Genomic DNA, 24,032 nt, shown 5'->3' with positions numbered 1-24,032 from the left:
CGCCACCGGGACACCTCGGACAAGCCCCCGCCACAGAATGCAGTCCGCCACGTGGGACACCAGCACCGGGGCCGGTGCCCCGCGGTTACGCTGGCCGCGTGCACCCCTGACGCAGAGGGGGTGCAAAGCCGACAGCCGTCGCATCCCAGGGAGCACTCCATGGCCTCGTTGCCGAACCCGCCCGCCGACACCCAGACCCGGGCCGACGCCCTCCGGGAGGCGCTCGCGACCCGCGTGGTGGTGGCCGACGGGGCCATGGGAACGATGCTCCAGGCACAGGACCCCACGCTCGACGACTTCCAGCAGCTCGAAGGCTGCAACGAGGTCCTCAACGTCACCCGCCCCGACATCGTCCGCACGGTGCACGAGGCGTACTTCTCGGTGGGCGTGGACTGCGTCGAGACCAACACCTTCGGCGCGAACTACGCCGCCCTCGCCGAGTACGACATCGCCGAACGCAATTTCGAGCTCTCCGAGTCCGGTGCCCGCATCGCCCGCGAGGCCGCCGACGCGTTCACCGCCTCCACCGGGCAGCAGCGCTGGGTGCTCGGCTCCATGGGCCCCGGCACCAAGCTGCCCACCCTCGGCCACATCACCTACGCGCAGATCCGCGACGCCTACCAGACCAACGCCGAGGGCCTGCTCGCGGGCGGCGCCGACGCGCTGCTCGTCGAGACCACCCAGGACCTCCTGCAGACCAAGTCCTCCATCATCGGCGCCCGCCGCGCCATGGAGGCGCTCGGCGTCAACGTCCCGCTGATCTGCTCCGTCACCGTCGAGACCACCGGCACCATGCTGCTGGGATCCGAGATCGGCGCGGCCCTCACCGCGCTGGAGCCCCTCGGCATCGACATGATCGGCCTGAACTGCGCCACAGGCCCCGCCGAGATGAGCGAGCACCTGCGCTACCTCGCGCGCAACGCCCGCATTCCGCTCTCCTGCATGCCCAACGCCGGCCTGCCCGTCCTGACCAAGCAGGGCGCGCACTACCCGCTGACCGCCCCCGAGCTCGCCGACGCCCAGGAGACCTTCGTCCGCGAGTACGGCCTCTCCCTGGTCGGCGGCTGCTGCGGCACCACCCCCGAGCACCTGCGCCAGGTCGTCGAGCGCGTCCGCGGCACGGCGATCGCCCCGCGCGACCCCCAGCCCGAGCCGGGGGCCGCCTCGCTCTACCAGACCGTGCCCTTCCGCCAGGACACCTCGTACATGGCGATCGGCGAGCGCACCAACGCCAACGGCTCCAAGAAGTTCCGCGAGGCCATGCTGGAGGGCCGCTGGGACGACTGCGTCGAGATGGCCCGCGACCAGATCCGCGAGGGCGCGCACATGCTCGACCTCTGCGTGGACTACGTCGGCCGCGACGGCGTCGCCGACATGGAGGAGCTGGCCGGACGCTTCGCCACCGCCTCCACCCTGCCGATCGTCCTGGACTCCACCGAGGTTCCCGTCATCAAGGCGGGCTTGGAGAAGCTGGGCGGCCGCGCCGTCATCAACTCGGTGAACTACGAGGACGGCGACGGCCCGGAGTCCCGCTTCGCCAAGGTCACCCGCCTGGCCCAGGAGCACGGCGCCGCTCTCATCGCGCTGACCATCGACGAGGAGGGCCAGGCCCGCACCGTCGAGCACAAGGTCGCCATCGCCGAACGCCTCATCGAGGACCTGACGGGCAACTGGGGCATCCGTGAGTCGGACATCCTCATCGACACGCTGACCTTCACCATCTGCACCGGCCAGGAGGAGTCCCGCGGCGACGGCATCGCCACGATCGAGTCGATCCGCGAACTCAAGCGCCGCCACCCCGACGTCCAGACCACGCTGGGCCTGTCGAACATCTCCTTCGGCCTGAACCCGGCCGCCCGCGTCCTGCTGAACTCGGTCTTCCTCGACGAGTGCGTCAAGGCCGGCCTCGACTCGGCCATCGTGCACGCCTCCAAGATCCTGCCGATCGCCCGGTTCGACGAGGAGCAGGTCACCACCGCCCTCGACCTGATCTACGACCGGCGCACCGAGGACTACGACCCGCTGCAGAAGCTGATGGCCCTCTTCGAGGGCGTCAACACCAAGTCCCTCAAGGCCGGCCGCGCCGAGGAACTCCTCGCCCTGCCCCTGGACGAGCGCCTGCAGCGCCGCATCATCGACGGCGAGAAGAACGGCCTGGAGGCCGACCTCGACGAGGCCCTCCAGACCCGCCCCGCCCTCGACATCGTCAACGACACCCTCCTGGAGGGCATGAAGGTCGTCGGCGAGCTCTTCGGCTCCGGCCAGATGCAGCTCCCCTTCGTCCTGCAGTCCGCCGAGGTCATGAAGACGGCCGTGGCCCACCTCGAACCGCACATGGAGAAGACCGACGACGAGGGCAAGGGCACCATCGTCCTCGCCACGGTCCGCGGCGACGTCCACGACATCGGCAAGAACCTCGTCGACATCATCCTGACCAACAACGGCTACAACGTCGTCAACATCGGCATCAAGCAGCCGGTCTCCGCGATCCTCGAAGCCGCCCAGGAGCACAAGGCCGACGTCATCGGCATGTCCGGCCTGCTCGTGAAGTCGACCGTGATCATGAAGGAGAACCTGGAGGAGCTGAACCAGCGCAAGCTGGCCGCCGACTACCCGGTGATCCTCGGCGGCGCCGCCCTCACCCGCGCCTACGTCGAACAGGACCTCCACGAGATCTACGAGGGCGAGGTCCGCTACGCCCGCGACGCCTTCGAGGGCCTGCGCCTCATGGACGCCCTCATCGCCGTCAAGCGCGGCGTGCCCGGCGCCGCCCTGCCCGAGCTCAAGCAGCGCCGCGTCGCCAAGCGGGACACCCCCCTGCAGGTGGAGGAGCCGGAGGAGTCCGGCGGCCGCTCGGACGTGGCCGTCGACAACCCGGTGCCCACCCCGCCGTTCTGGGGCACCCGGGTGGTCAAGGGCATCCCGCTCAAGGACTACGCCTCCTGGCTGGACGAGGGAGCCCTCTTCAAGGGCCAGTGGGGCCTCAAGCAGGCCCGCGCGGGCGGTGCCACGTACGAGGAGCTGGTCGAGAGCGAGGGCCGCCCGCGCCTGCGCGGCCTGCTGGACAAGCTGCACACCGAGAACCTGCTGGAGGCGGCCGTCGTCTACGGCTACTTCCCCTGCGTCTCCAAGGGCGACGACCTGATCATCCTCGACGACGACGGCAACGAGCGGACCCGCTTCACCTTCCCGCGCCAGCGCCGCGGCCGCCGCCTGTGCCTCGCGGACTTCTTCCGCCCCGAGGAGTCCGGCGAGACCGACGTCGTCGGCCTCCAGGTGGTCACCGTCGGCTCGAAGATCGGCGAGGCCACGGCCAAGCTGTTCGAGTCCGACTCCTACCGCGAGTACCTGGAGCTGCACGGCCTCTCCGTCCAGCTCGCCGAGGCCATGGCCGAGTACTGGCACGCCCGCGTCCGCGCCGAGCTCGGATTCGGCGGCGAGGACCCGGCCAAGGTCGAGGACATGTTCGACCTCAAGTACCGCGGTGCCCGCTTCTCCCTCGGCTACGGCGCCTGCCCCGATCTGGAGGACCGCGCGAAGATCGCCGACCTCCTCCAGCCGGAGCGGATCGGCGTCCACCTCTCGGAGGAGTTCCAGCTCCACCCGGAGCAGTCGACGGACGCCATCGTGATTCACCACCCCGAAGCGAAGTATTTCAACGCACGCTGAGCTCCACCGACGTACACTTGTCGGTCCCATACAGGCCGGTCGCCTGTTCCCCCGGGGATGCCCCGCGGGAAGAGGTGACCGGCCTTCTCGTCCCTTAAGAGAGGTACGCGCATGACGAGCACCGTTCCCGCCCCGGTCACCCGTACGGCCGACGGCTCGGCCCTGCAGGCGGTGCTGCTCGACATGGACGGCACCCTGGTGGACACCGAGGGCTTCTGGTGGGAGATCGAGGCGGAGATCTTCCGCGAACTCGGCCACCGCCTGGAGGACGCCTGGCGCCACGTGGTCGTCGGAGGCCCCATGACCCGCAGCGCGGGCTTCCTGATCGAGGCGACCGGCGCCGCCATCGGCATCGCCGAGCTGAGCGTCCTGCTCAACGAGCGCTTCGAGGCCCGCATCGCCGACCGGGTCCCCCTGATGCCCGGCGCCGAGCGGCTGCTGACCGAGCTGGCCCGGCACAACGTGCCCACCGCCCTCGTCTCCGCCTCCCACCGCCGGGTCATCGACCAGGTGCTCCTCACCCTCGGCCGCGACCGCTTCACGATGACGGTCGCCGGCGACGAGGTCGCCCGTACGAAGCCGCACCCCGACCCGTACCTGCTCGCGGCGCGGACGCTCGGCGCCCACCCCTCGCGGTGCGCGGTCATCGAGGACACCAGCACCGGTGTGGCGGCCGCCGAGGCCGCCGGCTGCCGGGTCGTGGCCGTCCCTTCCGTGGGCGTCATCGAACCGGCCCCCGGGCGCACGGTCGTCCGCTCGCTGGAGGACGTGGACCTGGAGTTCCTGCGCTCCCTCATCGTCCCCATGAACTGAGCCCGCGCATCCGTCCGGACCTGCGCCACCCAAGCGGACACATCGGCATGCACTGACCTACATCGGTATGCATCGCCACGCACCGGAATCCCCCGAGTACGCTCTGTGCCGAACGGAACCCTGTCGCGCCGCGCTCTGACGGAAGGATCTTCCGCCGTAGGCCCCGGAGGCTGAAATTCCATCCTCTCCGGGGCTGTTGCGCAGGGTGACCTTGGTCACGCGTCACACCCCCGACGGGCCTGTCCAGGGGCCCTCACGGCTTCCCATGTGTCCACATTGATCAGCTCCTGACCGAATCTGCGCAGCCCTGCCTGTGAACAGGCAGTTCGCTCCGATCACAGTGCGATTACGTCCCAAGTCCGGCCAGTTCCAGCCATCCCGCCCCGGACCACTAGTGTCGAGCCGGGCACTGCGCCGCACCCAGCCGTCCCGGACACACACCCCTGTGCCAGAACCGCGTGGACCGATCGTCACAACACCGGCCCGATCGTTCCGCCCCGAACGGGCGACCGCCGCGAAGTGCCCTTCACACCGCTTTGAGCAAGTGCCGGTTACAGGGAGTACTTCCAGCATGAACCGCAAGACCATGGTGCTGACGGCCGCGGCCGGACTGCTCACCCCCTCGCTGGCCGCATGCGGCACCGCGAGCGGCGGAGGAGCAGGATCCGCGGCGATCGTCGTCGGGACCACCGACCGGTTCGAGGCCGCAGACTTCGCTCCCGCCCCCTTCGACCCCGCATACGCCTACGACGCCGGCGCATGGAACATCCTGCGCCAGACCGTCCAGACGCTGATGCACACCCCGCGCGGCGGCGGCCAGCCCGTCCCCGAAGCGGCCTCCGCCTGCCGTTTCACCGACTCCGGCAACGAGAGCTACCGCTGCACCCTGCGCCCCGGTCTGAAGTTCGCCAGCGGCGACCCGCTCACCGCCAAGGACGTCAAGTTCTCCATCGACCGCGTCCTCGCGATCAAGGACGAGAACGGCCCCTCCTCGCTCCTCTCCACCCTCGACAACGTCGAGGTCAAGGGCCAGGACACCGTCGTCTTCCACCTGAAGACCCCGGACGCGACCTTCCCCTTCAAACTCTCCACCCCGGCCGCCGGCATCGTCAGCGAGAAGAACTACGACGCCAAGAAGCTCCGCGAAGGCTTCGCAGTCGACGGCTCCGGGCCCTACACCATGAAGGCCGAGGTCAAGGACAACCACCTCGTCCGCGCCGTCTTCAGCAAGAACCCCCACTACAAGGGCGACCTCAAGCTGCAGAACGACAAGGTCGAGCTGCGCACCTATCCCGACTCCCCGGCCATGGGCAAGGCACTCGCCGACGGCAAGATCCACGTGGTCTCCCGCACCCTGTCGCCCGCCCAGATCAACGAGCTCAGCGCCAACCCGCCCAAGGGCGTCAAGCTGGTCCCCATGCCCGGCCTGGAGATCCGCTACATCGGCTTCAACACCGACGCGCCCGTCGTCAAGGACAAGGCCGTCCGCCAGGCCCTCGCCGCCGCCGTCGACCGCAGCGCGCTCATCTCCAAGGTCTACGGCAAGTCCGCCCAGCCGCTCTACTCGCTGGTGCCCACCGCCGTGACCGGCCACGTCAACTCCTTCTACAACAAGTACGGCGACGCCAACACGCCCAAGGCCGCCGCGCTGCTGAAGGACGCCGGGATCAAGACCCCGGTCAAGCTGACCCTGCACTACACCAGCGACCACTACGGCGACGGCACGGCGGCCGAGTTCGAGGCCCTCAAGGCCCAGCTCAACTCCACCCAGCTCTTCGACATCACCGTCCAGGGCAGCGAATGGGCGGACTTCCGCCCCGCGCAGAAGAAGGGCGACCACGCCGCCTACGGGCTCGGCTGGTTCCCCGACTACCCGGACGCCGACAACTTCCTCGCCCCGTTCCTGGAGCAGGACAACTTCCTGGGCACGCCGTACGCCAACAGCGCGGTGCGCACCAGGCTCCTCCCCGAGTCCCGGCGCGCGGTCGACCGTAACGTCGCCGCGCCCGCGGTCACGGAGATGCAGGACATCGTCGCGGAGGACGTACCCGTCCTGCCCCTGTGGCAGGGCAAGCAGTACGTCGCCGCACGCGACGGGATCACCGGAGTGGAGTGGTCGGTCAACGCCATCTCCGACCTCCAGTTGTGGGAGCTCGGCCGCGGCGTAAGCGGCTGAGCAAGGCAAAGACCGGCAGCGGGTGTCGCGGGCCGGAGCAACGAAACAGTTCGACTGTGAAGGACGTTCGCGTGAATCGACGTAACCAGTGGCTGGCGGCCCCGCTCGGCGCAGCCACCGCCGCCGCGCTGCTCAGCGGTTGCGGTTCGACCGATGGCTCCAATGCCGGCAGCGGCAAGGGCGTGGTCATGGGCATATCCGACAAGGTGAAGTCCACCGACCCGGCGTCCGGCTACGACCCGGGCTCCTGGCTGCTCTTCAACAACGTCTTCCAGTCGCTGCTGAGCTTCCCCAAGGGCGGCACCACCCCCGAGCCCGACGCCGCCCAGAGCTGCGCCTTCGAGGGCGGCGACAGCAAGCTCTTCAAGTGCACCCTGAAGAAGGACCTGAAGTTCAGCAACGGGCACGAGCTCACCTCGAAGGACGTCAAGTACTCCTTCGAGCGCACGCTGAAGATCAACGACGAGAACGGCCCCGCCGTCATGCTCGCCTCGATCGCCGGCATCGACGCCCCTGACGCGCAGACCGTCGTCTTCCGCCTGAAGACCTCCGACGCCACCTTCCCGAGCAAGATCGCCTCGGGTGCGGGCTCCATCGTCGACCACCGCGAGTACCCGGCCGACAAGCTCCGCACCGACAACAAGGCCGTCGGCTCCGGCGTCTACAAGCTCGACTCCTTCAGCGAGAAGAGCGCCACCTTCTCCGTCAACGAGTCCTACACGGGCAAGGCCAAGGCCAAGAACACCGGCGTCACGCTGAAGTTCTTCAACGGCGACCAGGCCGGCCTCAAGACCGTCCTCGAAAGCGGAGACGTCGACTTCGCCTTCCGCGGCCTCGCCGCCAAGGACATCGCCGCCCTCGCCTCCACCAAGACCGGCGACGACAAGGTCGACGTCGTCCAGGGCACCGGCGCCGAAGTCGAGCACATGGTCTTCAACATGAACGACCCCGTCGTCGGCAAGCTCCCCGTCCGCAAGGCCATCGCCTACCTCGTGGACCGCGAAGCCCTGGTCAAGGACGTGTACGCCGGCACCGCCACCGCCCTGTACTCCATCGTCCCCACCGGCATCGCCGGCCACACCACGCCGTTCTTCGACCGCTACGGCGGCACCCCGCAGCCCGAGAAGGCCAAGGCCGTCCTCAAGGCCGCCAACATCAACGGCAAGGTCAAGGTCACCCTGTACTCGACCCCGTCCCGCTACGGCCCCTCCACCGACCAGCAGTTCGAGGTCATCGCCAAGCAGCTCAACGACAGCGGCCTCTTCGAAGCCGACGTCAAGTCCGTCGAGTACGAGCAGTACGAGAAGGACATCCAGGCCGGCAAGTACGGCATCTACGTCAAGGGCTGGGTCCCCGACTACCCGGACGCCGACAACTTCACCCAGCCGTTCTTCGGCCCGGGCAACGTCCTGAACAACAACTACGACAACAAGGAGATCACCGGGACGATCATCCCGTCGACCTCCGCGAAGTCCGACCGCACCGCGGCCAACACCGACTACAACCGCCTCCAGGACATCGTCGCCGAGGAGCTCCCGCTCCTCCCGCTCTGGCAGGGCAAGCAGTACGCCGTCACCCGCCAGAACGTCAACGGCCTCCAGTGGTCCCTGGACGCCTCGACGGTCTTCCGCTTCTGGGAGATCAGCAAGGGCTGACGCGGGCCGCGCCCCGAACGCACCGAGGGGCCGCACGCAGCGGCGCGGACGTCCACCGACGTTCCGCCGCGCGTGCGGCCCCTCGGCCGTCACGGGCACTGTGCCCGCGGCCACAGCCGGCCACCGGCTACTGCGCCCCGGGCCGCACCAGACCGCTCTCGTACGCGTACACCGCCGCCTGGACCCGGTCACGCAGCCCCAACTTCGTCAGGACGTGCCCCACGTGCGTCTTGACCGTCGTCTCGCTCACGAACAGGTCCGCCGCGATCTCCGCGTTCGACAGCCCCCGCGCCACCAGCTTCAGCACCTCCACCTCGCGCTCGGTCAGCGTCCCCAGCGTGTCCGGGACGCGCTCCTCACCCGACGGCAGATGCCCCGCGTACTTGTCCAGCAGCCGCCGCGTGATGCTCGGCGCGAGCATCGCCTCGCCGGCCGCCACGACCCGGATCGCCTGCACCAGCTCGTTCGCCGGCGCGTCCTTCAACAGGAAGCCGCTCGCCCCCGCACGCAACGCCTCCACCACGTACTCGTCAAGATCGAACGTGGTCAGCACCAGCACCTTCGCCGGACCGTCCCGGCCCGGCCCCGTGATCTGCCGCGTCGCCTCGACCCCGTCCATCCGCGGCATCCGGATGTCCATCAGCACCACGTCCGGCTGCAGCGCCCGCACCTGGTCCAGCGCCTGCAGGCCGTCCCCGGCCTCGCCGACCACAGCCAGCTCCTCCTCCGCCTCCAGGATCATCCGGAAGCCGGTGCGCAACAGTGGCTGGTCGTCGACCAGAAGAACGCGGATGGCCACGGGCGATACCTCGTATTCGTCGGACGGCTTCGGCGGACACGCCCATTCTGCCCTGACCCGACGATCAAGAAATCCCGCCCCCGCCCCGGGCCCCAGGCCGTCCAGGGGGTATGCGGCGAATCAACGCCCGGACCGGCCGACGCGATCCCCAAGAGGCCTAGCTACCCGCCGAAGCACCACCGGGCCGCGGCACGACCGGCAGCGGATACACCGGGGGAGTACCGCCGAACTCCGGACACGACGCCTGGTGATCACACCAGCCGCACAGCTTCGTCGGGCGCGGCCGCCACTCACCCGTCTGCGTCGCCTCCCGGATCGCCTCCCACAACGCGAGCAGCTTGCGCTCCACCCGCTCCAGGTCCGCCACCACCGGGTCGTACGTCAGCACGTCCCCACTGCCCAGATACACCAGCTGCAGCCGCCGCGGCACCACCTGCTTCAGCCGCCACACCACCAGCGCGTAGAACTTCATCTGGAACAGCGCACCCTCCGCGTACTCCGGCCGCGGCGCCTTTCCCGTCTTGTAGTCGACGATCCGCACCTCACCCGTCGGCGCCACGTCCACCCGGTCGATGATCCCGCGCAGCCGCAGCCCCGACTCCAGCTCCGTCTCCACGAAGAACTCCCGCTCCACCGGCTCCAGCCGCGTCGGGTCCTCCAACGTGAACCAGCGATCGACCAGCGCCTCCGCCTCCGTCAGCCACCGCGCCAGCCCCGCCCCCTCGTCACCCTCCGGGAACAGCTCCGCCAGCTCCGGACGCGACCCCAGCAACCGGTCCCACTGCCCCGGAATCAGCTCCTTCGCCCGCGGCGCCGTCCGCTCCACCGCGGGATGATCGAAGAGCCGCTCCAGCACCGCGTGCACCAGCGTCCCCCGCGTCGCCGCCGCACTCGGCTTCTCCGGCAGCTTGTCGATCACCCGGAACCGGTACAGCAAAGGGCACTGCATGAAATCGCTCGCCCGGGAAGGAGAGAGGGAAGAAGGTGCCACAGCGCTCGGGCTTGCGGCTTGGGCCGCGCCGGGCACGGCACCGGGGCTCGTCGTCATGGACAAAACCCTACGACCCGCGACCGACAGCACGCGCATACCATCGACGCCAAGCCCCCTCGCACTGCATGATCGGAGCATCACCAGGCGCTGTTCACACCGCGCCGTACACCACGAGAACCACACGCGAACCCCCGGCACCGAACGAAGGACAGACGTGGCAGACACCGACCAGACCGGCGAGCGCGATAACCGGCGCTCCGGACCGGGCGGCGGACTCCTCATGGGCCGCCCCTTCGGCGTGCCCGTCTACGTCTCACCCAGCTGGTTCCTCGTCGCCGCCCTCATCACCTGGGTCTTCGGAGACCAGCTCGACCGCGTCCTGCCCGACCTCGGACCCGTCCGCTACCTCGTCTCCCTCTTCTTCGCCGTCGCCTTCTACGCCTCCGTCCTCGTCCACGAACTCGCCCACACGGTCGCCGCCCTCCGCTTCAAACTCCCCGTCCGCCGCATCCAGCTCCAGTTCTTCGGCGGAGTCTCCGAGATCGAGAAGGAGTCCGAGACCCCCGGCCGCGAATTCGTCCTCGCCTTCGTCGGCCCCCTCCTCTCCCTCCTCCTCGCCGGAGCCTTCTACCTCGGCATGAAAGCCGTCGACCCCGCGACCGTCCCCGGCGTCCTCCTCGCCGGCCTCATGATCTCCAACCTGCTCGTCGCGGCCTTCAACCTGCTCCCCGGCCTCCCCCTCGACGGCGGCCGCATGCTCCGCGCCGTCATCTGGGGCATCACCGGCAAGCCCATGGCCGGCACCGTCGCCGCCGCCTGGGTCGGCCGCGCCCTCGCCGTCGCCGTCCTCCTCGGCCTGCCCCTCCTCACCCACACCGGACTCCTCGGCAACCGCACCGAAGAGACCGGCGGCATGGACACCGTCATGGACGCCCTCCTCGCCGCCATCCTGGCCGCCATCATCTGGACCGGCGCCGGCAACAGCCTCCGCATGGCCCGCCTGCGCGAACACCTCCCCGAACTGCGCGCCCGCACCCTCACCCGCCGCGCCATCCCCGTCGAGAACGCCACCCCCCTCTCCGAAGCCCTCCGCCGCGCCAACGAAGCCGGAGCCCGCGCCCTCGTCGTCGTCGACGGCCACGGAGACCCCACCGCCATCGTCCGCGAGAGCGCCATCGCCTCCGTCCCCGAACACCGCCGCCCCTGGGTCGCCGTCAGCACCCTCGCCCAGGACCTCACCGACGGCATGAAGGTTTCCTCGGAACTCACCGGCGAACAACTCCTCGACCACCTCCGCGCCACCCCCGCCACCGAATACCTCGTCCTCGAACCCGGCGGTGCCATCTACGGCGTCCTGTCCACCCTCGACGTCGAGAAGGCCTTCGTGAAGGCCATGGCACGGCCCCAGTCCTGAAGCCAATACACTGTTCACATGTCCGAACCGACCGGTGCCGCCCGCCGACGCGGGCCCTTCAAGGTCGGGGACCAGGTTCAGCTCACCGACCCCAAGGGCCGCCACTACACGTTCACGCTCGAAGCCGGGAAGAATTTCCACACCCACAAGGGTTCCTTCCCCCACGACGAGCTGATCGGTGCTCCCGAAGGCAGTGTTGTCCGTACCACGGGGAACGTCGCGTACCTCGCGCTGCGCCCCCTGCTCCCCGACTACGTCCTGTCCATGCCCCGCGGCGCCGCCGTGGTCTACCCCAAGGACGCGGGCCAGATCCTGGCCTTCGCCGACATCTTCCCCGGCGCCCGCGTCGTGGAAGCGGGTGTGGGCTCCGGATCCCTGAGCAGCTTCCTGCTGCGCGCCATCGGCGACCAGGGCATGCTCCACAGCTACGAGCGCCGCGCGGACTTCGCCGAGATCGCCACCGCCAACGTGGAACGCTACTTCGGCGGCCCCCACCCGGCCTGGCAGCTCACCGTCGGCGACCTCCAGGACAACCTGTCCGACACCGACGTCGACCGCGTCATCCTCGACATGCTCGCCCCCTGGGAATGCCTGGAGGCCGTCTCCAAGGCCCTCGTCCCCGGCGGCATCCTCTGCTGCTACGTGGCCACCACCACCCAGCTGTCCAAGACCGTCGAGTCCATCCGCGAGATCGGCTGCTTCGCCGAGCCGCAGCCGTGGGAATCGATGATCCGCAACTGGCACGTCGAAGGCCTCGCCGTCCGCCCGGACCACCGCATGATCGGCCACACCGGCTTCCTCGTCACCGCCCGCCGCCTCGCGGACGGCGTCGAGCCCCCCATGCGCCGCCGCCGCCCCGCCAAGGGCGCCTACGGCGAGGACTACGAGGGCCCCGGCAGCGACCGCTCCGCGTAACGGCCCCCAAGGACCCTCCGCCGACCCAACACGACGGCGCTGCGGCGCAGTTCCCCCCACCACCGGGGAACTGCGCCGCAGCGCCTTTTGGTTGTCTGCGCACCGACTCCGGACCCTGCCGTTCCACCCCCGTGTGACGTGTGGCACGATGCTGGCTCCCCGTCACCCTTCGCACAGGAGACACCCCGCGTGCTGCACACCCCCGCCACGCTGGCAACGCCCCACACCCCGGCCCACACCCGGACCAGGCCCCTCCACTGGCTCGCCACGGCCACCGCCCTGGCCGCCGTCATCGCCGCGGCGGGACTCGTACAGCCGGCCACCGGCACCCCCGCCGACGCCACCGCCACCACCGCCGCCGGGGAACCCGCCGCGCAAGGTCCCGGAGCCACCGCTCCCGACGCCGCGGCCGCCACCTACCCCCTCGACTGCAAGGGCGCACCCCGGGCGGTCACCGCCACTGCCCAGGGCGACCTCGACGGCGACGGCCGCCCCGAGACCGTGGCGGCCGTCCGCTGCGACGCGGGCTCCGGCACCCCGCCGCACGCCATCTACGTACTCACCCAGGACCCCGCCGAAGGCTCCCGCCCCCGCGTCGTGGCCACCCTCCTGGACACCCCGCAGCGCCGGACCGCCACGGAGCTCACCGTGCGCGACCGCACCGTCACCGCGACCCTCCTCGGCTACTCCGGCCCCGAGGTACCCCGCTGCTGCCCCGACAAGAAGCAGCTTGCCAAGTGGCGCTGGGGCGACGGAAAATTCCGCCAGGAGCTGACGGACTCAGCCGCCAGGAGTGTTTGAAACGTCACTCCGCGTCCGGACCGAAGACCTCCACACCGTCCGAAACGCGCCTTACGTGAATGCAGTCGCCCGGGCATTCCTTCGCCGAGTCCACCACGTCCCGCAGCAGCGGCAGCGGCACCGGAGCGGTCGCCCCCACCTCCTGCAGCAGCTCGTCGTCCGCGCTCTTCACGTACGCCAGACCATCGATGTCCAGCTCGAACACCTCGGGCGCGTACTGCGCGCAGATGCCGTCCCCGGTGCAGAGGTCCTGGTCGATCCAGACCTCAAGCGGCTCGCCCGCCCCACCGGCGCCGCCCGTCGGAGCCTCCTGCTGCACGGTCATATCTCCTGCCGTTCCCTGCGGTGAGTGATCCATCCCGGTCACAACCCGCAGCAAGTCGCACGGGCCCTGACGGGTGTTGAACACTTCGACCTTACAACCGGCGGCTTCCCGAGTTTGATGGGTGGGTATTTCCTTGGCGTGAGGGAGTACGCAAGGGTGAAGATCGGACACACCTCTATCGTCTTTGTGATCTAGGGGTTTCAATCACCACCAGCCCAGGTAGGGTCAGGAAGCGTCCAGCTCCCCTTGGAGGAGGTGAGGACCGTGGCAGCCCACGACGACGACATCAACCGCGGCATCCGGCCCGCGCGAGGGTCCGAGGACCCCGCCGGCCAGGTTGCCTATCTCGAGCAGGAAATCGCCGTCCTGCGACGCAAGCTCGCCGACTCTCCGCGACACACGAGGATTCTCGAAGAGCGGATCGTCGAGCTCCAGACAAATCTGGCCGGCGTCTCCGCGCAGAACGAACGACTGGCGAATACCCTCCGTGAGGCCCGGGACCAGATCGTGGCCCTCAAGGAAGAAGTCGACCGGCTCGCACAGCCGCCGGCAGGCTTCGGTGTCTTCCTCCAGGCGAACGAGGACGGCACCGTCGACATCTTCACCGGAGGCCGAAAGCTCCGCGTGAACGTCAGCCCCAGCGTCGACCCGGAAGACCTCCGGCGCGGCCAGGAGGTCATGCTCAACGAGGCCCTCAACGTGGTCGAGGCCATGGCATACGAGCGGGCCGGGGACATCGTCACCCTCAAGGAGATCCTCGAGGACGGCGAGCGCGCCCTGGTCGTCGGGCACACCGACGAGGAACGGGTGGTGAGGCTCGCCGAGCCGCTCCTGGACATCACCATCCGTCCCGGCGACGCCCTCCTGCTCGAACCCCGCTCCGGCTACGTCTACGAGGTCGTCCCCAAGAGCGAGGTCGAGGACCTGGTCCTCGAAGAGGTCCCCGACATCGACTACGACAAGATCGGCGGCCTGGGCGACCAGATCGAGCTGATCCGCGACGCGGTCGAGCTCCCCTACCTCTACCCCGACCTGTTCAAGGAACACGAACTGCGGCCCCCGAAGGGCATCCTGCTCTACGGCCCGCCCGGCTGCGGCAAGACGCTCATCGCCAAGGCCGTCGCCAACTCCCTTGCCAAGAAGGTCGCCGAGGTGACCGGACAGGCCCAGGGGAAGTCGTACTTCCTGAACATCAAGGGCCCCGAACTCCTCAACAAGTACGTCGGCGAGACCGAGCGGCACATCCGCCTGGTCTTCCAGCGGGCCCGCGAAAAGGCCAGCGAGGGCACCCCCGTCATCGTCTTCTTCGACGAGATGGAATCCCTCTTCCGCACCCGCGGATCCGGAGTCAGCTCCGACGTCGAGAACACCATCGTCCCGCAGCTCCTCGCCGAGATCGACGGCGTGGAGGGCCTGGAGAACGTCATCGTCATCGGCGCCTCCAACCGCGAGGACATGATCGACCCGGCCATCCTGCGCCCCGGCCGCCTCGACGTGAAGATCAAGATCGAGCGTCCGGACGCCGAGGCCGCGAAGGACATCTTCGCGAAGTACCTCAAGGCATCGCTGCCCCTGCACACGGACGACCTGTCCGAACACCAGGGCTCCACGGCCGGCACCGTCCACAGCATGATCCAGACCGTCGTCGAGCAGATGTACGCCGAAACCGAGGAGAACCGCTTCCTCGAGGTCACGTACGCCAACGGCGACAAGGAAGTCCTGTACTTCAAGGACTTCAACTCGGGCGCGATGATCCAGAACATCGTCGACCGGGCCAAGAAGATGGCCATCAAGGCCTTCCTCGAACACAACCAGAAGGGCCTGCGGGTCTCCCACCTCCTCCAGGCCTGCGTGGACGAGTTCAAGGAGAACGAGGACCTGCCCAACACCACCAACCCGGACGACTGGGCCCGAATCTCCGGCAAGAAGGGCGAGCGGATCGTATTCATCCGCACACTCGTCACCGGAAAGCAAGGCGCGGACACCGGACGCTCCATCGACACGGTGGCGAACACCGGTCAGTACCTCTGAACCGGAGCGGCTGCGGATGCCCTCCCCGGGCATCCGCAGCCGACTGCTTTACCCGACCGATTGACCGGCCGTATTCCAGCCGGTGACAGGGCAGATTCAATGACGGAAATGATCTCCCCACGAGCGCGCAGTGGTTCTAGGCTCTTCCGTACCGCCGGTCGCGCAGTGCGGGGACGGGCACCGCACAGTCACACGCACCGGAGCACCAGCGGTACTTGAGCGCCGCCCCCGGAGGGGGGCGCCGCCGGGCAAGGAGGGCCGCATGACCGTACGGCGAGTAATGGGGATCGAGACGGAGTACGGGATCTCCGTCCCCGGTCACCCGAACGCCAATGCCATGCTCACCTCGTCCCAGATCGTCAACGCCTACGCGGCGGCGATGCACCGGGCGCGACGCGCCCGCTGGGACTTCGAGGAGGAGAACCCGCTGCGGGACGCCCGCGGCTTCGACCTCGCCCGCGAGGCCGCCGACAGCAGCCAGCTGACCGACGAGGACATCGGCCTCGCCAACGTCATCCTGACGAACGGCGCACGGCTCTACGTCGACCACGCACACCCCGAATACAGCTCCCCGGAGATCACGAACCCGCTGGACGCCGTGCTCTGGGACAAGGCCGGCGAACGGATCATGGCCGAGGCCGCCGTACGGGCCGCCCAGCTGCCCGGGGCCCAGCCCATCCACCTCTACAAGAACAACACCGACAACAAGGGCGCCTCCTACGGCACGCACGAGAACTACCTGATGAAGCGGGAAACCCCCTTCTCGGAGATCGTGCGCCACCTGACCCCCTTCTTCGTCTCGCGACAGGTCGTGACCGGAGCGGGACGCGTGGGCATCGGCCAGGACGGCCGCGAGCACGGCTTCCAGATCAGCCAGCGCGCGGACTACTTCGAGGTCGAGGTCGGCCTGGAGACCACACTGAAGCGGCCCATCATCAACACCCGCGACGAGCCGCACTCCGACGCCGAGAAGTACCGCCGGCTCCACGTGATCATCGGAGACGCCAACCTCTCCGAGGTCTCCACCTACCTCAAACTCGGCACGACGGCCCTGGTCCTGTCCATGATCGAGGACCAGTTCATCAGCGTCGACCTCGCCGTCGACCAGCCCGTACGCACCCTCCACCAGGTCTCCCACGACCCGGACCTGGGGCACCTCATCACGCTGCGCAGCGGCCGGACACTCACCGCGGTGCAACTCCAGATGGAGTACTTCGAGCTGGCCCGCAAGTACGTGGACGAGCGTTTCGGGACCGACGCCGATGAGCAGACCAAGGACGTGCTGGCCCGCTGGGAGGACGTGCTGGGCCGGCTGGAGAGCGACCCGATGAGCCTGTCGGGTGAGCTGGACTGGATCGCCAAGCGGGAGATCCTGGAGGGCTACCGGCGCCGGGACGGGCTGGACTGGGACGCGGCGCGACTGCACCTGGTGGACCTCCAGTACGCGGACGTACGGCCCGAGAAGGGCCTGTACAACCGCCTGGCGGCCCGCGGCAAGATGAAGCGGCTGGTGGAGGAGGCCGCGGTCGAGCGGGCTCAGAGCAAGCCTCCGGAGGACACGCGGGCCTACTTCCGCGGGCGCTGCCTGGAGCAGTACGCGGACGACGTGGCGGCGGCCTCCTGGGACTCGGTGATCTTCGACCTCCCGGGCCGGGACTCGCTGCAGCGCGTCCCGACGCTGGAACCCCTGCGGGGGACCCGCAACCACGTCAAGGAGCTCCTGGACCGCTGTCGCACGGCGGAGGACCTGGTCCGGGTGCTTTCGGGGCAGTGAGCGGGCCTGAAATGCGGTCGGTCCGGGAATCATGAGGAGAACCGGACGTTGTGAAAGTGCCGGGACGAATGTCGGACCCTCCCTATAGGGTCCGACGTAGGGTCTGATCTTGAGAGATCCCGAATCCCGGGGTCTCTCGACATGAGCGTGCGAACCGAGCGGGGTGAGGTAGACATGGCGACCAAGGACACCGGCGGCGGACAGCAGAAGGCGACGCGCTCGACCGAGGAGGTCGAGGAGGCGGCGGTCGAGGAATCGACCGACCTCAAGGAGCGCCAGGAGAAGCTCTCCGACGACGTCGACTCCGTACTTGACGAGATTGACGATGTACTCGAAGAGAATGCTGAGGATTTCGTGCGGTCCTTCGTTCAGAAGGGTGGCCAGTAAGGTCACTTGACCTTCGAATCGAAGGCTTGGGGGCGGGGTAGGTGTCTGAGGGCACGAAGCGGTGTTCGCGATGTAAGCAGGACTGGCCACGGGCGGAATATGCGAACAACCGCTCTGCCGCCGACGGCTTACAGGCGTATTGCCGAACGTGCCGGGCGGAGTACTACAAGGCTCGCCAGGAGGCGAAAGGGCGGACGGTGCGGGTGAAGGTGGCCGTGCCGTCCGGCCACAAGCGGTGCCCTCAGTGTCGCGAGATCAAGCCCCATTCCGAATGGGAAGCCGAAAAAACCACCTCGGACGGATGGTCCAGCTACTGCCGTTCGTGTCGGGCGCAACGCAATGGAGCGAGCTACTACAAGCGCAAGTACGGCATCACCGAGGCCGAGCGCGACGAGATGATCGCTGCTCAGGGCGGGGTCTGCGCGATCTGTCGGATCGCTCCAGCAGAGCATGTGGATCACGATCATCAGACGGGTAAGGTCCGAGGCGTACTGTGCTTCAGCTGTAACGCAGCTTTGGGGCAGTTCAAGGATCGGCCGGACGTCATACGGCGTGCAGCCGCTTACGTGGAAGGAAACCTGTGGAACCCAACACTCGTAGCACAGGGCGTCTACCGGCAGCCTTCCTGACGCCGGGGTCTTCGTCCTTCATGGACTTCCTGGGCGCGCACTCGCCCGAGATGCTGCCCGGGAACCGCAAGCTGCCGGAAGGTGTCGTCGAGGCGCCGCACGGGACGACCATCGTGGCCGCCACCTTCCCCGGCGGGGTCGTGCTCGCGGGTGACCGGCGGGCGACCATGGGGAACATGATCGCGCAGCGGGACATCGAGAAGGTGTTCCCGGCGGACGAGTACTCCGCCGTCGGCATCGCCGGTACGGCCGGCCTGGCCGTGGAGATGGTCAAGCTGTTCCAGCTGGAGCTGGAGCACTTCGAGAAGGTGGAGGGGACGACGCTCTCCCTGGAGGGCAAGGCCAACCGGCTCTCCACCATGATCCGGAGCAATCTGGGGATGGCCATGCAGGGTTTGGCCGTCGTGCCCCTGTTCGCGGGCTACGACGAGGCGAAGGAGAAGGGGCGGATCTTCTCCTACGACGTCACGGGCGGTCGCTCCGAGGAGCACGGCTACGCGGCGACCGGTTCCGGCTCGATCTTCGCGCGGGGCTCCATGAAGAAGCTCTTCCGCCCCGATCTGACGGAGGAGCAGGCCACCACCCTGGTCGTCCAGGCGCTGTACGACGCCGCCGACGACGACTCGGCGACCGGCGGGCCGGACCTGTACCGCCACATCTACCCGATCGTCACCGTCATCACGGACGAGGGGTTCCGCAGGCTGACCGACGACGAGTCGCAGGAGCTCGCCCGTACGGTCACCAACCGTCGGCTGGAGCAGCCCGACGGCCCGCGCGCCGCCCTGCTCTGACCATCCGTCGCTTCGTAGGAACCCAGAAGAAAGGGACGGAAAGCCGGTGTCGACTCCGTTCTATGTGTCACCCCAGCAGGCCATGGCCGACCGGGCGGAATACGCCCGGAAGGGCATCGCCCGCGGTCGCAGCCTTGTCGTGCTGCAGTACGCCGACGGCATCGTGTTCGTCGGTGAGAACCCGTCCCGCGCGCTGCACAAGTTCAGCGAGATCTACGACCGGATCGGCTTCGCGGCCGCCGGCAAGTACAACGAGTACGAGAACCTGCGGATCGGCGGTGTGCGGTACGCGGATCTGCGCGGATACACCTACGACCGTGACGATGTGACGGCGCGTGGGCTGGCCAACGTGTATGCGCAGACCCTCGGCACCATCTTCTCCTCGGCCGGTGAGAAGCCGTACGAGGTGGAGCTGGTGGTGGCGGAGGTCGGTGCGACGGCCGCCGGTGACCAGATCTACCGGCTGCCGCACGACGGGTCGATCGTGGACGAGCACGGCTCGGTCGCGGTCGGCGGCAACGCCGAGCAGATCAGCACCTACCTGGACCAGCGCCACCAGGACGGGATGACGCTGTCGGAGGCGCTGAAGCTGGCGGTGGCGGCGTTGTCCAGCCAGGCCAACGGTGCCGACAAGGCGATTCCGGCCGAGCGGCTGGAGGTGGCGGTGCTGGACCGGACGCGCTCGCAGCAGCGCAAGTTCAAGCGGATTCGGGGCCGGCAGCTGTCGCGGCTGCTGGAGGCGGACGTGCCGGCAGCGGCGCAGGCGGACGCGGTGTCGAACGACGAGGCGCCGGAGGACGACGCCGAGTAGGACGTCGAGTAGGACGCCGGGCAGGACGTGTATGCGGCCCCGGTCGCCCCGCAGGGGGTGGCCGGGGCTTCGTCGTGTCCGGGCGGCGGTCGCGGCGCCCTACGGGGTGGGGGCGGGGCCCGTGGAGTCGCGGGTGACGAGGGTGACGGGGATGTCGGGGGCGGTCCAGGGGGTGCCTTCGAGGACGGCGAGGAGGGCGGTCATGCCCTGTTCGCCGACGCGTTCGGCGGGGAGGTGGACGGTGGTGAGTTCCGGTTCGACGGCGGTGGCGAGGGCGAGGTCGTCGAAGCCGGTGACGGAGAGGTCCTCGGGGACGCGCAGACCGAGGCGGCGGGCGGCCTTGCAGGCGCCGGCGGCGAGGATGTCGTCGTCGCAGACGATGGCGGTGGGTCGGCCCTCGGGGGCCGCGAGGGAGGCCTCCATGGCCGTACGGGCGCCGTCGACGGTGAGGGGCGACCGTACGGTGCGCAGCTCGGTGCCGGGGCCCAGGAGGGTCGTGAGGGCCTCTGCGCGGGTGTGGAAGGTCCAGGAGTCGACGGCGGAGGCGAGGTGGAGGAAGCGCCGGTGGCCGAGGGCGAGGAGGTGTTCGGTGATCTGGCGCATGCCGTCGGCCATGGCGAGGTTGACGTGGGCGGCGGCGGCTCCGGCGCGGGGGTCGCTGTCGAGCATGACGAGGGGGAGGGTGTCGCCGCCGATGGCGTGCAGGGCGTGGGCGGCCATGGAGGAGGCGATGACTCCGTCGAGGGCGGCGCGGGCCGAGGCGAAGGGGTCGCGGGCGGGGCCGGTGCCGTCGGGGGAGGGGTAGAGGACCACGCCGAAGCCGTGTTCGGCGGCGACGCGGGCGGCGCCGGTGTAGACGCGGGCGAAGAACTCGTTGGTGAGGGCGGGGACGACGAGGAGGGCGGTGCGGGTGGAGCCGAGGCGGAGGTTGCGGGCGGCGAGGTTGGGGCGGTAGCCGAGCCGGGTGGCGGTCTCGCGGACGAGGGCGGCGGTGCGTTCGGAGACGCGGCCGGGCCATTTGTCGCCGAGGACGAGGGAGACGGTGGCCTGGGAGACCCCGGCGGCGGCGGCCACGTCCCGGCTGGTGGGTCTCGTCACACGGTGCTCCTGTAGTGCGAGGTCAGGGGTGGTTTCGTGGTCTGCGGGGTGGACCCGTGGACTGTGGCCATGGTACGTATGACGCGTCAAGTTATACGTATTACTCCGGCTGGGTCCGGGCAGAAGGGGGCAGTTATGGCCGCGGGATACGCGGAGCTGCTGGGGACCCGGCACGCCGCGAGGCTGTTGGCGGGCACGCTGATCGGCAGGCTGCCGAACGCCACCGCGCCGATCGCGATCGTGCTGTTCACGCGTGCGGAGGGCGGCAGCTACAGCCTGGCGGGGGCGCTGGCCGCCGTGTACGGGCTGGCGAACGCGGTGGGTCAGCCCCTGCTCGGGCGGGCCGTGGACCTGTTCGGCCAGCCGCGGGTGCAGTTGCCGGCCGCGCTGCTGTCCGCGCTGGGAATGGTGTGGCTGGCGCTGGCGGGCACCGGCTCGGTGGTCGCGGCGTACGCCGCCGTGGTGGTCGGCGGGCTCTTCACGCCCCCGCTGGAGGGCGGGCTGCGAGCCCTGTGGCCGAGCGTGCTGGGGGGCCGTGAGGAGAGGGTGCACGCGGCGTACGCGATGGACGCCGTGGCCCAGGAGATCATGTTCACCGTCGGTCCCCTGCTGGTGACGCTGTTCGTCGCGATGTGGTCGCCGGCCGGGGCGCTGCTGGCGCTGAACGCGATCGGGGTGCTGGGCGCGCTGTCGGTGGTGGTCAGCGAGCCGTCGCGGGCGTGGCGCTCGGAGCCGCGGGATGCGCACTGGTTGGGCGCGCTGCGCTCGCGCGGGCTGCTGGCGCTGCTGGGCTCGTTCTTCTTCGTGGGTATGGCACTGGGTTCGATCACGGTGGCCGGTGTGGCGTACGCCGACGGCCACGGGGGCCAGGCGGTGTACGGCTGGCTGATGGCGGCGCTGGGTCTGGGCGCGCTGATCGGCGGTGTGTTCTACGGTGCGCGGCAGTGGGCGGGTGCGCCCGAGCGGCGGCTGCGGTTGCTGGTGGCGCTGCTCGCGGTCTGCTACCTGCCGTTGCTGCTGACTCCGGGGCCGGTGGCGATGACCGCCCTGGCGGCGGTGTCGGGTGTGTTCCTGGCGCCGGCCCTGGCGTGTGCGTTCATCGTGGTGGACCGGCACGCGCCGGCGGGCACGGTGACGGAGGCGTTCTCGTGGCTGGTCACCTTCTTCGGGGTGGGGGCGGCGATCGGCACGGCGGCGGCGGGACCGGCGGTGGAGCTGGGGGGCACGGCGTGGGGCTTCGGCGTGGCGTGTGCCGCGGGCGGTTCGGCGCTGCTGGTGCTGATGGTGACTCAGGGGGCGCTGTCAACTGCGGGGCGCGGCCGTGCGGTGGCGGGTTCGGCCCGGGGAGTGCCGGACGGCTCTGGTGAGGTGGCTGCGCAGGCCCGGTCGGCGCAGTGACGGGCGGGCGCGTCGGTGCGGCGCGCCCGTGGGTTCGCGGGGCTCCCGCCCGCCGTTCGGCGACCTCCTCGGGGGAACTGATCGAAACGGCGGCTGCGAACCCGGTTTCAGAAGAGGGCAGAAGGCGTAATGTTCAGTCATGGACCGCCGCATTTTCGGGCTGGAGAACGAGTACGGCGTCACGTGCACGTTCAGGGGACAGCGCCGACTGTCTCCTGACGAAGTGGCGCGCTACCTCTTCCGCCGTGTCGTGTCATGGGGCCGCAGCAGCAATGTCTTCCTGCGGAACGGCGCCCGCCTGTACCTCGACGTGGGTTCGCATCCGGAATATGCAACTCCCGAATGCGACAACGTGACCGAGTTGGTCACGCACGACAAAGCAGGCGAGCGCATTCTCGAAGGACTGCTCGTCGACGCCGAACGCCGCCTGCACGAGGAAGGAATCGCGGGCGACGTCTATCTCTTCAAGAACAACACCGACTCGGCGGGCAACTCGTACGGCTGCCACGAGAACTACCTGGTGGCCCGGCACGGGGAATTCTCCCGCCTGGCGGACATCCTCATTCCGTTCCTCGTCACGCGGCAGCTGATCTGCGGTGCCGGCAAGGTGCTGCAGACCCCTCGGGGCGCGGTCTACTGCGTGAGCCAGCGGGCCGAGCACATCTGGGAGGGCGTCAGCTCCGCGACGACGCGTTCCCGGCCGATCATCAACACGCGCGACGAGCCGCACGCGGACGCGGAGCGGTACCGCCGCCTCCACGTGATCGTGGGCGACTCGAACATGTCCGAGACGACCATGTTGCTGAAGGTCGGGGCGACCGACCTGGTGCTGCGCATGATCGAGGCGGGCACGGTGATGCGGGACCTGACCCTGGAGAATCCGATCCGGGCGATCCGCGAGGTCAGCCACGACATCACGGGCCAGCGCAAGGTGCGCCTGGCGTCCGGCCGGGAGGCCTCCGCGCTGGAGATCCAGCGGGAGTACTACGACAAGGCGGTGGACTTCGCCGAGCGCCGGGGCATCCGTACCGGCGTGGTGGACCAGGTCCTGGAGCTGTGGGGCCGCACGCTGGACGCGGTCGAGGCGGAGGACCTGGACCGGATCGGCACCGAGATCGACTGGGTCATGAAGTACCAGCTGATCGAGCGGTACCGGGGCAAGCACAACATGACCATGTCGAATCCGCGGGTCGCCCAGATAGACCTCGCCTACCACGACATCCATCGCAGGCGCGGGCTGTACTACCTGCTGGAGCGCAAGGGGCAGGCGGCGCGGATCTGCAACGACCTCAAGATCTTCGAGGGCAAGTCGGTGCCCCCGCAGACGACGAGGGCGCGGCTGCGCGGCGACTTCATCCGCCGTGCGCAGGAGCAGCGGCGGGACTTCACGGTCGACTGGGTGCACCTGAAGCTCAATGACCAGGCGCAGCGGACGGTGCTGTGCAAGGACCCGTTCCGGTCGGTGGACGACCGTGTGGAGAAGCTCATCGCCGGTATGTGAGCGGGCGGGGTGACGTCCCCCATCTCGCCAAGGGCCCCGTACGTCTCTCGTACG

At 69.2% G+C, this 24,032-nt stretch carries 19 protein-coding genes; 15 read left to right on the top strand and 4 right to left on the bottom strand.

Going from position 1 to position 24,032, the window contains the following annotated elements; genetic code table 11:
• The first annotated feature begins 159 nt into the window (after positions 1–159).
• The 4 genes from metH (at position 160) to ACZ3X1_RS21915 (ending at position 8,313) form a co-directional block, all read left to right on the top strand.
• The gene (gene metH, locus ACZ3X1_RS21930; RefSeq protein WP_467280678.1) at positions 160–3,669 is read left to right on the top strand and encodes a methionine synthase; all 3,510 of its coding nucleotides are present in this window, start codon (positions 160–162) and stop codon (positions 3,667–3,669) included.
• Between the two features lie 111 nt (positions 3,670–3,780).
• On the top strand, positions 3,781–4,482 hold the full coding sequence (locus ACZ3X1_RS21925; protein ID WP_356810881.1) for an HAD family hydrolase: 702 nt from the start codon (positions 3,781–3,783) through the stop codon (positions 4,480–4,482).
• A gap of 571 nt (positions 4,483–5,053) precedes the next feature.
• A complete protein-coding gene (locus ACZ3X1_RS21920) occupies positions 5,054–6,658 on the top strand; it encodes an ABC transporter substrate-binding protein (RefSeq protein ID WP_467280677.1) in 1,605 nt (534 codons plus the stop codon).
• A 71-nt stretch (positions 6,659–6,729) separates the two neighbouring features.
• Positions 6,730–8,313 (top strand): ABC transporter substrate-binding protein, encoded by a 1,584-nt coding sequence (locus ACZ3X1_RS21915; RefSeq protein ID WP_356810883.1) that lies wholly within the window; start codon positions 6,730–6,732, stop codon positions 8,311–8,313.
• A 127-nt stretch (positions 8,314–8,440) separates the two neighbouring features.
• Here the strand turns inward: ACZ3X1_RS21915 and ACZ3X1_RS21910 are convergent, their stop codons facing one another.
• Together ACZ3X1_RS21910 and ACZ3X1_RS21905 are read right to left on the bottom strand one after the other, a co-directional pair.
• The gene (locus ACZ3X1_RS21910; protein ID WP_030655915.1) at positions 8,441–9,112 is read right to left on the bottom strand and encodes a response regulator; all 672 of its coding nucleotides are present in this window, start codon (positions 9,110–9,112) and stop codon (positions 8,441–8,443) included.
• A 157-nt stretch (positions 9,113–9,269) separates the two neighbouring features.
• On the bottom strand, positions 9,270–10,160 hold the full coding sequence (locus tag ACZ3X1_RS21905) for a RecB family exonuclease (RefSeq protein WP_356810884.1): 891 nt from the start codon (positions 10,158–10,160) through the stop codon (positions 9,270–9,272).
• Between the two features lie 223 nt (positions 10,161–10,383).
• Between ACZ3X1_RS21905 and ACZ3X1_RS21900 the strand changes: the two genes are divergently transcribed.
• From ACZ3X1_RS21900 to ACZ3X1_RS21890, 3 genes are all read left to right on the top strand, one after another.
• Positions 10,384–11,517 (top strand): site-2 protease family protein, encoded by a 1,134-nt coding sequence (locus ACZ3X1_RS21900; protein ID WP_390079239.1) that lies wholly within the window; start codon positions 10,384–10,386, stop codon positions 11,515–11,517.
• An 18-nt stretch (positions 11,518–11,535) separates the two neighbouring features.
• The gene (locus ACZ3X1_RS21895; RefSeq protein WP_030833375.1) at positions 11,536–12,432 is read left to right on the top strand and encodes a tRNA (adenine-N1)-methyltransferase; all 897 of its coding nucleotides are present in this window, start codon (positions 11,536–11,538) and stop codon (positions 12,430–12,432) included.
• Positions 12,433–12,621: 189 nt separating this feature from the next.
• Positions 12,622–13,233: a hypothetical protein gene (locus ACZ3X1_RS21890; RefSeq protein WP_356810886.1), complete on the top strand. Its 612-nt coding sequence runs from the start codon at positions 12,622–12,624 to the stop codon at positions 13,231–13,233.
• A 4-nt stretch (positions 13,234–13,237) separates the two neighbouring features.
• Here the strand turns inward: ACZ3X1_RS21890 and ACZ3X1_RS21885 are convergent, their stop codons facing one another.
• Positions 13,238–13,558 carry a ferredoxin gene (locus ACZ3X1_RS21885; RefSeq protein ID WP_356810887.1) on the bottom strand — a complete coding sequence of 107 codons (321 nt, stop codon included), beginning with the start codon at positions 13,556–13,558 and terminating at the stop codon, positions 13,238–13,240.
• A gap of 264 nt (positions 13,559–13,822) precedes the next feature.
• Here ACZ3X1_RS21885 and arc point away from each other — a divergent pair, with 264 nt between their 5' ends.
• From arc to prcA, 6 genes are all read left to right on the top strand, one after another.
• The gene (arc, locus tag ACZ3X1_RS21880) at positions 13,823–15,589 is read left to right on the top strand and encodes a proteasome ATPase (protein ID WP_356810888.1); all 1,767 of its coding nucleotides are present in this window, start codon (positions 13,823–13,825) and stop codon (positions 15,587–15,589) included.
• Positions 15,590–15,851: 262 nt separating this feature from the next.
• Positions 15,852–17,363, top strand: coding sequence for a depupylase/deamidase Dop (dop, locus tag ACZ3X1_RS21875; RefSeq protein ID WP_467280676.1), 1,512 nt, complete (start codon positions 15,852–15,854; stop codon positions 17,361–17,363).
• 174 nt (positions 17,364–17,537) lie between these two features.
• Complete coding sequence (locus ACZ3X1_RS21870; protein ID WP_030016348.1) at positions 17,538–17,750, top strand: ubiquitin-like protein Pup; 213 nt, start codon at positions 17,538–17,540, stop codon at positions 17,748–17,750.
• A gap of 41 nt (positions 17,751–17,791) precedes the next feature.
• Positions 17,792–18,379 carry an endonuclease VII domain-containing protein gene (locus tag ACZ3X1_RS21865; protein ID WP_467280673.1) on the top strand — a complete coding sequence of 196 codons (588 nt, stop codon included), beginning with the start codon at positions 17,792–17,794 and terminating at the stop codon, positions 18,377–18,379.
• Positions 18,331–19,170 carry a proteasome subunit beta gene (gene prcB / locus ACZ3X1_RS21860; RefSeq protein ID WP_030233611.1) on the top strand — a complete coding sequence of 280 codons (840 nt, stop codon included), beginning with the start codon at positions 18,331–18,333 and terminating at the stop codon, positions 19,168–19,170. Before ACZ3X1_RS21865 ends, prcB begins: the two co-directional genes overlap by 49 nt.
• A 46-nt stretch (positions 19,171–19,216) precedes the next feature.
• The gene (prcA, locus tag ACZ3X1_RS21855; RefSeq protein WP_030655938.1) at positions 19,217–19,981 is read left to right on the top strand and encodes a proteasome subunit alpha; all 765 of its coding nucleotides are present in this window, start codon (positions 19,217–19,219) and stop codon (positions 19,979–19,981) included.
• A gap of 99 nt (positions 19,982–20,080) precedes the next feature.
• Here prcA and ACZ3X1_RS21850 read toward each other — a convergent pair whose 3' ends face one another.
• The gene (locus ACZ3X1_RS21850; RefSeq protein ID WP_390079222.1) at positions 20,081–21,079 is read right to left on the bottom strand and encodes a LacI family DNA-binding transcriptional regulator; all 999 of its coding nucleotides are present in this window, start codon (positions 21,077–21,079) and stop codon (positions 20,081–20,083) included.
• 135 nt (positions 21,080–21,214) lie between these two features.
• Between ACZ3X1_RS21850 and ACZ3X1_RS21845 the strand changes: the two genes are divergently transcribed.
• Both ACZ3X1_RS21845 and pafA read left to right on the top strand, forming a co-directional pair.
• Positions 21,215–22,477, top strand: coding sequence for an MFS transporter (locus tag ACZ3X1_RS21845; protein WP_467280672.1), 1,263 nt, complete (start codon positions 21,215–21,217; stop codon positions 22,475–22,477).
• 139 nt (positions 22,478–22,616) lie between these two features.
• Positions 22,617–23,978, top strand: a complete 1,362-nt coding sequence (pafA, locus tag ACZ3X1_RS21840) for a Pup--protein ligase (RefSeq protein WP_356810893.1) — start codon at positions 22,617–22,619, stop codon at positions 23,976–23,978.
• Positions 23,979–24,032 lie beyond the last annotated feature (54 nt).

The sequence above is a fragment of the Streptomyces sp. NPDC023541 genome (assembly GCF_055559995.1).
Note: the sequence above shows the minus strand (reverse complement) of the source record. Positions and strands in the feature narration are given on the sequence as shown.

What these genes read in the sequence shown, in the direction of transcription:
- pafA (WP_356810893.1), top strand. Translation starts at nt 22,617, where the DNA reads ATGGACCGCCGCATTTTCGGGCTGGAGAACGAGTACGGCGTCACGTGC.
- metH (WP_467280678.1), top strand. Translation starts at nt 160, where the DNA reads ATGGCCTCGTTGCCGAACCCGCCCGCCGACACCCAGACCCGGGCCGAC.
- ACZ3X1_RS21920 (WP_467280677.1), top strand. Translation starts at nt 5,054, where the DNA reads ATGAACCGCAAGACCATGGTGCTGACGGCCGCGGCCGGACTGCTCACC.
- dop (WP_467280676.1), top strand. Translation starts at nt 15,852, where the DNA reads ATGACCGTACGGCGAGTAATGGGGATCGAGACGGAGTACGGGATCTCC.
- ACZ3X1_RS21895 (WP_030833375.1), top strand. Translation starts at nt 11,536, where the DNA reads ATGTCCGAACCGACCGGTGCCGCCCGCCGACGCGGGCCCTTCAAGGTC.
- ACZ3X1_RS21900 (WP_390079239.1), top strand. Translation starts at nt 10,384, where the DNA reads ATGGGCCGCCCCTTCGGCGTGCCCGTCTACGTCTCACCCAGCTGGTTC.
- ACZ3X1_RS21885 (WP_356810887.1), bottom strand. Translation starts at nt 13,558, where the DNA reads ATGACCGTGCAGCAGGAGGCTCCGACGGGCGGCGCCGGTGGGGCGGGC.
- ACZ3X1_RS21845 (WP_467280672.1), top strand. Translation starts at nt 21,215, where the DNA reads ATGGCCGCGGGATACGCGGAGCTGCTGGGGACCCGGCACGCCGCGAGG.
- ACZ3X1_RS21905 (WP_356810884.1), bottom strand. Translation starts at nt 10,160, where the DNA reads ATGACGACGAGCCCCGGTGCCGTGCCCGGCGCGGCCCAAGCCGCAAGC.
- ACZ3X1_RS21925 (WP_356810881.1), top strand. Translation starts at nt 3,781, where the DNA reads ATGACGAGCACCGTTCCCGCCCCGGTCACCCGTACGGCCGACGGCTCG.
- ACZ3X1_RS21870 (WP_030016348.1), top strand. Translation starts at nt 17,538, where the DNA reads ATGGCGACCAAGGACACCGGCGGCGGACAGCAGAAGGCGACGCGCTCG.